13 protein-coding genes are annotated in these 12,357 nt (G+C 37.4%); 2 read left to right on the top strand and 11 right to left on the bottom strand.

Annotation, left to right across the window (positions count from 1 at the left end; genetic code table 11):
- Positions 1-145: 145 nt before the first annotated feature.
- The 7 genes from A2G56_RS07415 to yfmF form a co-directional block, all read right to left on the bottom strand.
- Positions 146-946 carry an energy-coupling factor transporter transmembrane component T family protein gene (locus A2G56_RS07415; protein WP_062710945.1) on the bottom strand — a complete coding sequence of 267 codons (801 nt, stop codon included), beginning with the start codon at positions 944-946 and terminating at the stop codon, positions 146-148.
- Positions 939-1,781, bottom strand: coding sequence for an energy-coupling factor transporter ATPase (locus A2G56_RS07410; protein WP_062710942.1), 843 nt, complete (start codon positions 1,779-1,781; stop codon positions 939-941). Before A2G56_RS07410 ends, A2G56_RS07415 begins: the two co-directional genes overlap by 8 nt.
- Positions 1,757-2,584, bottom strand: a complete 828-nt coding sequence (locus A2G56_RS07405; RefSeq protein ID WP_062712523.1) for an energy-coupling factor ABC transporter ATP-binding protein — start codon at positions 2,582-2,584, stop codon at positions 1,757-1,759. Before A2G56_RS07405 ends, A2G56_RS07410 begins: the two co-directional genes overlap by 25 nt.
- Positions 2,585-2,595: 11 nt before the next feature.
- Positions 2,596-3,138, bottom strand: a complete 543-nt coding sequence (gene pgsA, locus A2G56_RS07400) for a CDP-diacylglycerol--glycerol-3-phosphate 3-phosphatidyltransferase (RefSeq protein ID WP_062710939.1) — start codon at positions 3,136-3,138, stop codon at positions 2,596-2,598.
- A 6-nt stretch (positions 3,139-3,144) separates the two neighbouring features.
- Complete coding sequence (locus A2G56_RS07395) at positions 3,145-4,023, bottom strand: helix-turn-helix domain-containing protein (protein WP_062710935.1); 879 nt, start codon at positions 4,021-4,023, stop codon at positions 3,145-3,147.
- Between the two features lie 72 nt (positions 4,024-4,095).
- On the bottom strand, positions 4,096-5,319 hold the full coding sequence (yfmH, locus tag A2G56_RS07390; RefSeq protein WP_418080416.1) for an EF-P 5-aminopentanol modification-associated protein YfmH: 1,224 nt from the start codon (positions 5,317-5,319) through the stop codon (positions 4,096-4,098).
- Between the two features lie 53 nt (positions 5,320-5,372).
- Positions 5,373-6,620, bottom strand: coding sequence for an EF-P 5-aminopentanol modification-associated protein YfmF (gene yfmF / locus A2G56_RS07385; RefSeq protein WP_062710928.1), 1,248 nt, complete (start codon positions 6,618-6,620; stop codon positions 5,373-5,375).
- Positions 6,621-6,704: 84 nt separating this feature from the next.
- Here yfmF and yaaA point away from each other — a divergent pair, with 84 nt between their 5' ends.
- Both yaaA and recF read left to right on the top strand, forming a co-directional pair.
- Positions 6,705-7,085 (top strand): S4 domain-containing protein YaaA, encoded by a 381-nt coding sequence (gene yaaA, locus A2G56_RS07380; protein ID WP_062710925.1) that lies wholly within the window; start codon positions 6,705-6,707, stop codon positions 7,083-7,085.
- Positions 7,086-7,088: 3 nt separating this feature from the next.
- On the top strand, positions 7,089-8,186 hold the full coding sequence (gene recF / locus A2G56_RS07375) for a DNA replication/repair protein RecF (protein WP_062710922.1): 1,098 nt from the start codon (positions 7,089-7,091) through the stop codon (positions 8,184-8,186).
- 16 nt (positions 8,187-8,202) lie between these two features.
- Here the strand turns inward: recF and A2G56_RS07370 are convergent, their stop codons facing one another.
- The 4 genes from A2G56_RS07370 to A2G56_RS07355 all read right to left on the bottom strand — a co-directional run bounded on the left by A2G56_RS07370 (position 8,203) and on the right by A2G56_RS07355 (position 12,351).
- Positions 8,203-9,072 (bottom strand): GRP family sugar transporter, encoded by an 870-nt coding sequence (locus A2G56_RS07370; RefSeq protein ID WP_062710917.1) that lies wholly within the window; start codon positions 9,070-9,072, stop codon positions 8,203-8,205.
- Between the two features lie 409 nt (positions 9,073-9,481).
- Positions 9,482-10,963, bottom strand: coding sequence for an IMP dehydrogenase (guaB, locus tag A2G56_RS07365; RefSeq protein ID WP_062710914.1), 1,482 nt, complete (start codon positions 10,961-10,963; stop codon positions 9,482-9,484).
- A 212-nt stretch (positions 10,964-11,175) separates the two neighbouring features.
- Positions 11,176-11,661, bottom strand: coding sequence for an arginine repressor (locus A2G56_RS07360; RefSeq protein WP_062710911.1), 486 nt, complete (start codon positions 11,659-11,661; stop codon positions 11,176-11,178).
- Between the two features lie 9 nt (positions 11,662-11,670).
- Positions 11,671-12,351: a Crp/Fnr family transcriptional regulator gene (locus A2G56_RS07355; protein ID WP_062710908.1), complete on the bottom strand. Its 681-nt coding sequence runs from the start codon at positions 12,349-12,351 to the stop codon at positions 11,671-11,673.
- Positions 12,352-12,357 lie beyond the last annotated feature (6 nt).

The raw sequence follows: 12,357 nt of genomic DNA, 5'->3' as shown, positions 1-12,357 counted from the left end.
CGTATGACTTGCTTAACCCTTTACAGGATCTCTACCAGAATACACCCTAAAGATTACGATTACTTTAAAAAGAGGTTAACTAGATAACAAGAAAGTTTTAAACACAAAAAAATTGAGCCTTGAAGACTCAATAGATTTTCTATGCTTAACTATTTGTTTTGAGAATAAATAGCGTAATCCCAAGAAGTACGAAGGCCAGCATGGTTAAACTATCGGACAATTGCCACTTGAGTTGACGGTATTTTGTCCGGCCTTCTCCTCCTTGATAACCACGAGATTCCATGGCTGTAGCCAAAGCATCAGCCCGTTTAAAACTGGAAGCAAACAAAGGTATGAGTATAGGAATAATCGTCTTAACTTTCTGCATCAAATTACCTTCTCCAAAGTCGACTCCACGTGCTCTTTGTGCATTCATGATTCTTGTCGTATCATCCATCAAAGTAGGAACAAAACGTAAACTAAGCGATAGCATTAGCCCAATTTCATGAGCCGGTACTTTGAAAATGCGCAAAGGTTTCAAAAGTGATTCCACAGCATCTGCCAAGCTCAAAGGCATTGTCGTCAATGTAAGTATCGTTGACATCAGAATGATTAAAACAAATCTCATAAAAATTAGCAATGCCTGAGCCAACCCAAAATCAGTAATTTTAAAAATCCAAAAAGCAAATAAAGGATTTCCTTGTGTCGTAAAGAAAACTTGAAACAAGGTTGTAAATAAAATGATACCAATCATCGGCTTAACACCGTTGATGAAAAACTTTATAGGAATTTTAGACAGAACAATCGCAACTAAGGTAAATACCAACATAATCACATTAGTCACCACATTATTGGCCCAAAAAACGACAATAATAAACAACATCATTGCCATTAGCTTGCTACGAGGATCCAAACGATGAACAAGAGAATCACCAGGGATGTAACGTCCTAATATCAACTTATCCACGCTTAAATGCCTCCTTAAATTGTTCTATCGTAATCGGTAATTCTGATAATGCTAAACCTCTTTGCTGCAACTGATAAGCAAACTTTGTAATTTTAGGCACGCCAACTTGTTTCTTTTCTAAAAAAGCAACGTCTTGGAAAAGATCAACAGGTTTTCCATGTGCTGCAATCTGCCCTTTTTCCAACAGATAAACATAATTAGCATAATTAGCAACATCATCCATCAAATGTGTCACCAAAACAATCGTCATACCTGAGTCATGTAACTCCTTAAACAAGGTCATTAACTCTTTTCGACCTCTAGGATCAAGACCTGCTGTCGGCTCATCTAAAACAAGGATTTCTGGGTCCATAGCCAAAATTCCTGCAATGGCAACACGACGCATCTGTCCACCTGATAAGTCAAAAGGATTTTGATGAAATAAATCCTCAGAAATACCTACTTGCTTCAAGGTTTGACGAGCGCGCTCTTCTGCTTCTTCCGCAGAAATTCCAAAATTTTGTGGTCCAAAAGCCACATCTTTTAGTACTGTCTCATCAAACAACTGACTTTCAGGAAATTGAAAAACAAGACCAACCTTTTGTCTGATTGATTTGATGTCCTTGGGTTTAGCAGATGAAGCGATCTCAAAATCATCAACATAAACCGTTCCTTCAGTCGGAATATTTAAGCCATTTAAAAGCTGCATAATCGTTGATTTTCCTGAGCCAGTATGCCCAATAAATGCCGTATAAGAACCTTTTTCAATCGTCACATCAATATCAAAAAGGGCACGCCCTTCAAAGGGTGTCCCAGCTTGATAGGTATAACTTACATTTTTGAGAGAAATTCCCATAAGTCATCTTCCAATTCTGTTTCTGTTCTATATTCTTTTGGCTGCCATCCTAATTCCCGCAGAGATTCCTGCAGACGAACAGTAAATGGTAAATCCAAACCAAGCGCTACCAAATCTTTTCCCCTAGAAAAAAGCTCTCTGGGGGTTGAGATAGACTCAATCTCACCTGATTTCATGACAATAACACGGTCGCTAAGCGCTACTTCATCCAAATCATGAGTAATTGAGATGATAGTCATGTCAAACTGTTGGCGAATCTTTTGAATCGTACCTAGTAGTTCTTGGCGACCATCTGGATCTAGCATACTAGTTGATTCATCAAAAATTAAAATTTTAGGTCTTGTTGCAAGGGCACCTGCAATAGCCACGCGCTGTTTCTGTCCACCTGATAGTCTGGCCGGTTCGCGTGTTTTAAATGACGTCATTCCAACTAAAGCCAAAGCCTCTGAAACCCTATCAGTCATTTCTGAATGGCTAACTCCCTTGTTCTCGAGACCAAAGGCAACATCATCCTCAACGGTGGCACCAACAAATTGGTTATCAGGATTTTGAAAAACCATGCCAATATCTTGACGAATTTCCCAGACATTTTCTTCGGTTAATACTCTGCCATTAATCGTAATGTGACCTGATTCTGCCAATAAAAGACCATCAAGCAACCGAGCTGTTGTCGATTTTCCTGAACCGTTATGTCCGACAATAGATAACCACTCTCCAGGTTTCACGTGAAACGATACATCTTTTAAAGTATAAGTTTCCTGTTCTTCCTGGTATTTAAAAAATAAATTTGAAACCTCAATCATAAATCTGCCCATTATTTGAAGGTGTCTTTAAACAAGAAACTAGCACCTTTGAAGTAATCATATCCTGAATAAATAGTGAAGAACAAGGCTACATAAAGCATTACTGTTCCTAAGACATGCAAATGACAGAGCAGCAAGATAACCGCTAGCATCTGTGTTACTGTTTTAATCTTACCTGGCATAGCTGCTGCCAACACTTTACCACCAGTTTCAACCAAGAGCAAACGAAGTCCTGTGACAGCCAGTTCACGACAGATAATCACTGCTGTAACCCAGGCTGGCGCCATTTCCAAACCAACAAGCATGATAAAGGCACTCATAACAAGCATCTTATCAGCCAAGGGATCAGCGAATTTACCAAAGTTGGTAACAACCTGCCACTTACGAGCCAAGTAACCATCTAGATAGTCCGTGAAACTTGCCACTGCAAAAATGATAGCAGCAACAATATGACCAAAAAGACTACTAGAAACTGACGTTAATAGCAAAAAGAGGGGAATCATAAAAATGCGAACTACAGTTAATAAATTAGGGATATTTTCTTTTTTTGTCATTATACCTTACTCAATCGTTAATGTAATATAGCCAGTTGTGTCAGCTAATAAGGACGATAAATCAAGTTCCTGCCCATTCACAGTGACCTTAATACCAGAAGTATTTCCAAGCGTTATCAGTGTTTCACTAGTATCTTCAGACAATGCTACACGAATTGTAGGCGTTTCTTGACTGAGCGTTGCCCCTGACTCATAGTTTGAATTCGATACAGCGAACCAATGATCAGCAGCCCCTTCAGTCAATGAAAAGACGAGATCAACAGGTTTGCTTGCCTGAGATAGATGAGCAGCTAGATTAACACCATCAACCGACGGCGTCACAGCTAGGCTCGGCGACTCACTTGAAGAACTTGTTGAAGATTCACTGCTACTACTTGAAGAACTTGCTGAACTTATCTGAGAAGACCTAGCCGTTTCAAGGTTGGAATCTTTCAAACGACGATTCCAAAAAACAAAGAATAAACCAGCTAACAAAACTAATAGAACTAAAAGAGAGAGGATTAGAAAAAGCAGGTTCTTTTTATCCGTTTTTGCTGTCTGACGATGACTGGTACCATGCTGTCCAGCTTGAGCTCGACTATAAGACTCCGAATCCTTATCCAATTCAATCACTTCTTCTTGACGAGACGCCGCTCGCTCTTGTTTTTCAGCCACTGCAATATGGTAATCGCGAAGAAGACTCTCATGGTCTAAATCTACCACTTCAGCATACTTTTTGATGTAGGAAATCTCATAAGATTTACTTGGTAAAAGTGAAAATTGATCCATCTCCATGGATAGGAGATAAGAGGATTTAATACCAGTTAGAGATTCAAGATCATCAAGGCTATAATGCTTTGATTCGCGACCATCTCTTAACTGCATTCCAACTGATTTTCTTATCATTTGACATCCCCTCATTTCTAATCCATCTAGTTAATCTTTAGTATATCAAAAAATCTAGTATTTTCCCATGACTTATTTTGGAAAAATAGTGACTGTGGTTACTTCCATATGTGATACAAAGTGCTCGGCTATCAGTTGCACATCTGATAAAGAAATCTGACGAATGAGCTCTCCAGTATCGAGATAATCTGCACCATCTGCCAAGAATAGGCTCACTTGATTTGCCAATTGATCAATCGAATCTAGGGAATTAATAAAATCACCGTACATTTCTTTTTTCAACAGTGTCAAGTGTTCTTCTGAAAAATCAGTATGATGAGCAAAGGTTTTAAACAGTTTCTTGACTTTTCCAGTCATAGCAATCGGCTGATCTGTATCAAAGGTAATGGTTACGAATTTGAATTGTGAAGTGACTTCAAGATGAAAGTCAAAAGAATAGTCAATTAAACCATTGTCATACCAATTCTGATAAGTTTCAGATGTCCAGCCAAACAACATCGCTAAAAACAGTCTCAATCCTAACTTGTAGTAACTCAAAGACATCCCTGATAAGTCATCTACGACCCTAAAACCTAATCCTAATTTAGGCTGCGTGACATCCATAGAAAAACGACTTGATTTAATAATGGGACTGATTTGAAGAGGCGATATCATGACTTCTTTTTTGCTTGTATCTGCGTTGACAAAATTGTCAACCTCATTGACGATTCCGTCAACATCAAAATCACCCACGACAACCATGGTTAACTGGTCTAATTGATAAAAATAATCATGTGCTGATGTCAAATTGGCTAAACTAATCTGTTCAACTGTCTGGCTATTTCCTGCAATATCCTCACTCAAGGGGGTATTGGGATAGAGATTAGCTAAAAGTGCCTTATTCATTTGATAGTCACTATCATCTTCATACATCACTATTTCATTCTGGATAATAGGACGTTCTTCGTCAACGCTCTCCTCTGTCATATGCCATTCTCTAACCAAAGTAATGAGTTTTTTGATTCCCTCATCAATATCGTTGACGGTTGAAAAGTAATAGACTGTTTGCTGATAGGTTGTAAAGGCATTGGCCTCTGCTCCAAGTGTTGTAAAATCCTCCAAAGCATCCTTACCATCGCCCATCTCAAAAATTTTATGCTCTAAAAAATGGGCTACACCAAAGGGATAATCAACTTGACCATTAGTCGTTTCAATGGAACTGCCAGTAGAACCAAAATTGGTTGTTATCATAACTTGCTTTTCGTTGAAATTAGGACGAGGTATCAAAACTAACTTCAATCCACAATCAAGTTTCACTTTATGGACAAACACTTTTAAATCAGGATATTCGTGACTCTCTTTCTGCAATCCTAAGCACTCCCTTCTAGAGTATACACTGCTTGTAGTTTCAATCTTTTAGCAACATCAACAATGGATTCTTTACTAACATTGTCAATCTCTGTCAACAGGTTGTCAATTGAATTATCTCTATTGAAATAATGCCCATGATAGGCTAACTCAATGGCCTGCTTCGGATAATCTTGTGCAGCTAATAGTTGATTTTTTAAAACAACTTTAGCCTGCTCGATTTCAGTGTTTGTAAACTTGCCTAAACGTAATTCTTTCGTCTGTTTTAAAATAAGCCTTAAAGCTAAAGACTTATTAACTTTCTGAATACCAGCATAGATAGTAAACAATTGCGAAAATGAATCATAATGACTGCCTATGGCGTAAGCTAATCCCTTCTTCTCCCTAACATTAACAAATAATTTAGAAGTGGGTAACTCACCCAATAATGCATTATAAACGGCAACGGAAGCCAGCCCTTTATCCCCATAAGTGAAAGGCATATGATAACCAATGGTTAAAACACTCTGCTTACTATCTTTGATTTCCAAATACTCCGAAATGACATTGGTATAGTCTTGCTTATAGATTAGAGATAAATCTAACTGGCGCTCTTTGAATGGAAATTGATGTAGTGCTTTAATCACATTATAATCATCAAAATCACCAACTATAAAAATGTCAATTTGATCATGTTGCAACATACGCTGGAACTCTTGATAAGCTGTAAAGGAATTTTCTTTATTCAAGAGCTCTTTGGTTGTCAAAGTTGACAAAGCTTGACAGGAATCATCGAAAAATTGTCTTTTAAGTTCTTGATCAGCTAGGTGAAACAAATCTTCTTTTTCGGTATCAATAGCTGCCATAATATTTTGTTTTTCCAATTCAAAACTAGCTGGTTGGTACTGCTCCGTTGTTATCAAAGGATTAAACAAAATTTCCTTAAATACTTCTAATAACTCTTCTAGCAAAGACTGGGACTCAAAACTATAGGCATCGCTAATGACAGAAGCATCAATATCAACACAGTGTGTATACCCTTTTGTGACAACATTAGTTGACAGACTAGCTCCGTAAAGGCTAGCCAGTTTTTTTCTAAGGTCACGATTAGTTGGATAAGCTTTACTGGCAGTCTCTAGCATTTGAGCAACTAAAACTCTCCTAGCCACATTTTTCTTATCCAAATAACCACTAAAGCGACATTTTACTTGGACTGTTTTTAAAGATTCATTTTTTATGAGATGTAGGTTGACACCTTTGACAATTTCCATGTAAGCTCCTTTAAGAAAGAGTAGTTCCATAAATTATACCATTTTTTATGGTATAATGGCTTCAAATAAGATATGGAGAGACCGATGGATTATAAACTATTCGATGATTATATTACCTTGCAAGCCCTTTTAAAAGAAACTGGCATTATCCAAAGCGGAGGTGCTATCAAAGGCTATTTAGCTAATAATACTGTTTTATTTAATGGCGAAGATGAGAAACGCCGTGGTAAAAAATTACGTCTTGGTGATAAGGTTGAACTTCCTAAGGAAGGGATTACTATCACACTGATCCAGCCCAATGAAAAAGAGCTTGAGCAACACCAACTTGATTTAGCAGAGAAAAAAAGAGTAGCTGACTTAGTAAAAAAAATGAATAAGGACAAGCAAAAACCAACGAGACAAGATAACACAAAGACGCAGACTGGAAAACAACCTAAAAAACCTGTACGCTTTCCTGGGATGTAAACCATGTGGATTGAAAGCATTACTCTCAACCATTATCGAAATTATCAAGATATCTCAGCCAACTTTTCTAAAAATCTAAACGTCTTTATTGGCCGAAATGCTCAAGGTAAGACAAATTTCTTAGAAGCCATTTATTTTTTATCCTTGACACGCAGTCATCGTACGCGATCCGATAAAGAATTAATTGCTTTTAACCATGACAAACTTCACCTTTCAGGTATCGTTCATAAGCAAAATGGTAAAGTTCCATTAGAAATTCATCTTTCGGATAAAGGACGCATTACAAAAGTTAATCATTTAAAACAAAATCGCTTGTCAGACTACATTGGAAACTTAACAGTTGTCTTGTTCGCTCCTGAAGATTTACAACTGATTAAGGGATCACCTAGTTTAAGGCGAAAATTTTTAGATATTGATTTAGGACAGATAAAAACCATTTATTTGTCAGATCTAAGTCAGTACAATCATGTCTTAAAGCAACGTAATGCTTATTTAAAAAATACAGAGACCGTTGATACCACGTTTCTCTCTGTATTAGATGAACAATTAGCCGATTTTGGTAGTCGTGTCATGATTCATAGGCATCACTTTATTAAAGACCTAGAAGTAGAAGCTAATAAACATCATGCAACTATTTCAGAAGAAACTGAAAGACTTAAGATTGCTTATAACTCTTCCATAAGATTTACAGATGTGTCAACTTTGCGTCAAGATTATTTACAACAACTGACAAACCAACATCGGCGTGATATTTTCAAAAAAAATACTAGTCTTGGTCCACATCGAGATGACATGTCCTTTTTCATCAATGACATGAATGCTAGCTTTGGTAGTCAAGGGCAACACCGAAGCCTGATTTTATCACTAAAAATGGCTGAAATTGAACTGATCAAGCAATCTACTGGAGACTACCCTATTCTTCTACTTGACGATGTCATGAGTGAACTTGACAATCACCGTCAAGCTAAATTACTAGAAGCTGTTTTGAAGGAAAATGTTCAAACATTCATCACAACAACAAGTTTGGAACACCTGCAACAGGTGCCAGAAAACATGACTGTTTTTACCATTGATCAAGGTACTATAAAATCAGGCTCCTAAACAGAACCTGATTTTTTTAATATGATTTGACAATTCCTAGAAGGATAGCCCCGATAACAAATAAAATGGTTCCAATAAGAATCCATTGGAGCTCTTTTTTAGTTTTCTTTTCTCCCAAGAAAAGAATGCCAGCGACAATCGAAATAACCGCTCCAAGTTGAGAAAAACTAAAAGCAATCGCAAGTCCTGCCTTGGCAGCCGCCAGAAGCATAAAAATATTCCCTGTTCCCCAAAGTAATCCAACAGCAGCATTTTTCAAAACGACCGGTTCAAAAGCGATGTTACCCTTCATAAAGAAGATAGCTCCTAGAAACATTCCAACCGCCATTGGTAATAGCACTGAAAGGGCATCAAATTTCATGATGTTATTAAATAAAACAGCATAAGAAACATAGCCAAGTGTTGAATAAGAGAGGGCTCTGAACCCTTTCGGAAAGTCTCTCTCGGCAACACCTGCAATAGATTCTGTCTTATCCTGACGACTGGAAAAATAGAATCCAACCAAAAGAATAAGAAGCGCTGACAAACCAAGCAAAAATTGAATGGGTTTAGTCCATTCATGAAAGACAAGTGCGCCAACCAAACTTCCTAGTAACAACTGTGAACCGCTTGATAGAGGTTGAGCAACTGAAACCCCCATATATTTCATAGCATGGAACTGACCATTTTGTCCGGCTGACCAGAGCAATCCTCCGATAATGCCAACAATCCAGAGTGTCCATGTCATTTCTGGTCTAACGATAATCCAAGAAACGAGCGCAAATAAAAGAGCTCCGATTGTTAACCCCAATGTCTGTTGATTGGCTGTTCCACCAATCTTATTTGATGTAAATCCGATCAATCCCCATGCGAACATAGGAACTAGTGCATAAATAATACCTTCCACGATAGATACCTTTCATTTAAATAATGTCATTTAATTTGTGTTCATAGCATCACTAATCGATAATGACTAGCTGTCACGATTTAAAAATCATAACTAGAATACTTTAATAAAGTTTGTTCTCATTGTCAACGGTTTGATTCATTTCTAATAGTAAAATATTTCTTATTTTTTTAAAATCAGCATAAAAATGCATCCGAAGATTCTCTTCAAAATACAAACAAAGCCCTTAGACGACTGAGAAAAAGAGAGTGTAAAACTTAACTGTCAATAAAGACAATCTTTAAAAAATTATTTTAGTAGGCTTACTGGCAATTTTCCTTTCCCAAATAACATTAAAAAAGTTGAAGAAAAGTTCCAAAATAGACTTTTCTTCAACCTGAAAGAACCCATAAATCGTCTTGAGATAGGATTAATGAACTGAGTAGTTCGGGGCTTCGTTTGTAATTTGGACATCATGTGGATGACTTTCTTTGAGGCCAGCACCTGACATTTCGATAAATTGAGCATTATCACGAAGCTCTTGAAGAGTTGCGGCACCAACATACCCCATGCCTGAACGAATACCACCTAGCATTTGGAAGACTATGTCAGCTGCAGAACCTTTATAGGCAACACGTCCTTCAATACCTTCTGGGACAAGTTTATTAGCTTCATTAACAGCCCCTTGGAAGTAACGATCGCTAGAACCTTTCTTCATTGCTGCAATTGAGCCCATACCACGGTATGACTTGTATTTACGACCTTGGAAAATCTCTGTTTCTCCTGGTGCTTCATCTGTACCAGCAAACATCGAACCAAGCATAACAGCATTACCACCAGCTGCAAGAGCTTTAACGATATCACCTGAATACTTGATCCCTCCATCGGCAATGATTGTTTTTCCGTACTCACGTGCGACATCAGCAGCATCATAGATAGCCGTGATTTGAGGAACACCAACACCTGCAACCACACGGGTTGTACAGATTGAACCTGGTCCAATACCAACTTTAACCACATCAACACCTGCATCATAAAGAGCGCGAGCTCCTTCTGCTGTCGCAATATTTCCAGCAATTAACGTTTTATTCGGGAATTGAGCGCGAATTTCAGCAATTTTACGAAGAACACCTGCAGAGTGACCATGAGCCGTATCAATAACAATAGCATCAGCACCAGCTTCAAAGAGAGCCTCTGCACGTTCAAAAGTATCTGAAGTAACGCCTACGGCACCTGCAACCAAAAGACGACCGAATTCATCTTTGGCAGCATTAGGAAATTCAATAACTTTTTCAATATCTTTGATCGTAATAAGTCCTGACAGACGGCCTTGCTCATCAACAAGTGGTAATTTTTCAATACGATGCTCGTGAAGGATGCGCTCAGCTGTACCCAAATCGGTACCTACTTCTGCGGTAATAAGATTCTCGCTGGTCATATGTTCTGAAATAAACGCATCATAATCTGAGATAAAACGCATATCACGGTTAGTAATAATACCAACCAGTTTACGGTTATCCATTGAATCTACAATGGGAACACCACTAATGCGGTAGCGTTGCATGAGATCTTCGGCCTCATGAACTTTTTGATTTGGAGTTAGAAAGAAAGGATCAATAATAACGCCATTTTCAGAACGTTTAACTTTACGAATTTCTTCGGCCTGCTCATGAACAGACATATTTTTATGAACAACGCCAAGACCACCTGCGCGTGCAATAGCAATAGCCATCTTACTGTCTGTGACAGTGTCCATAGCTGCAGTAATAATAGGAATATTCAAAGTCAAATTATCAGCTAATTTGGTTTGCATGTTTACCTCATTTGGTAGAACATGACTCTCTGCTGGAATAAGTAGGACATCATCAAATGTAAAGCCCTTTTTCAAAAATTTAGATTCCCAATTTGACATGAAGAATTCTCCTTTATCTACGCCTATGTGCTTTTATTTTTTTATTATCATATCACGCTAAATTTTTTTGTCAACCATGAAAGGAAACTAGAAGAAAAAAGCGAACATGGATTGTTTTTCTGTGACTCAGAAACATAACCATCTTCGTTTTTTATATGTTAGACAGAATTAGTGTTCTAATCTCTTTTCAGTTAACCAATGATTGTGATAAATTACCTTTTTGAAAAAAAGAAAGGCGGGGTGTAATGACTTAATTTCTCAAAGCATTTTTGTGCTTCTTCGTTGTTTTCACAAATAATCAAACAAGTATCATCTCCACAAACGGTTGCCAAAATCTCCGATAGTAAAATAGAATCTAAAATGGAGCCAAAAGATTGAGCCAAACCAGGCAAAGTCTTTAAAACAACTTGATTCTGTACTGGAAAAAGCATCACTAAAGCATCTTCCATGTAAAATCGTAACCGTTTTTCCCATCGATCTTGTGAAATGCTATGGATCTCATAATAAGTTTCCGCATCATCAGTATTACCGTCGCTTATCTTAACAAGATTCAACTCTTTCACATCACGAGAAAGGGTCGCTTGCGTGACTGATATGCCATTTTTTTCAAGTAACTGTCCTAATTCATGTTGTGTATGAATTTTGGTTTCAGTAAGTAAAGAGCGGATTAATTGGTGTCTCATTTCTTTTTTATTCATATAAAATCCTTATTCAATGAATTTTTTAAAATATTGTTTATCATTGTAAAAAAGTGTTTTGTATTTCAATTCAACAATATCTTTCTGACGCAATTCTTTTAACACATGACTAACTGTTTCACGTGTCGTCGCGCTCATATTGGCGATTTCAATCGTCGTGATTGGAAAAGGAAGGCGTCCTTCTTCAGTCGTGACTTCTAAAAGTAGCGTTGCTAAGGTCTGAACGACGCGCATCCTTGCACTTGATGTTACCATATTACGTAATTTGATTTCATGAACGTTTAGTAACTTAGAATATTTTCGACAGAGATGTTTCATTTGATTGATATTTTGAAGAGCGTGCGTCTCATAAACTTCCATTGGTAGACTAAAATAACCAACATCAGTAATCGCCACAGCAGAGAAGTGATAAACATCATCAAAAAATAAACCACCATAGGGAAAGATTGTATCCTGTCTAACATAATCGGTATAGATAAATGACCCTGACGCATCCGTTTGCTCGATTTTAGCATAACCTGATTGAATTAAAAATAATTTTTCTCTATGATCACCTTCAAAAAAAAGGGTATGGTTTTTAAGTGCTGTGCGATATTGAATCTTGTTAACAATATTATCGAACTGCTCAATTGTCAAATATTTAAAGTCATCTAACTGTCTCAGGTAAAAATACTGTTCCTTTGTAATCATCTTATG

This window comes from Streptococcus halotolerans (assembly GCF_001598035.1).
Classification (GTDB): domain Bacteria; phylum Bacillota; class Bacilli; order Lactobacillales; family Streptococcaceae; genus Streptococcus; species Streptococcus halotolerans.
This window is presented reverse-complemented; position numbering and strand designations above follow the sequence as displayed.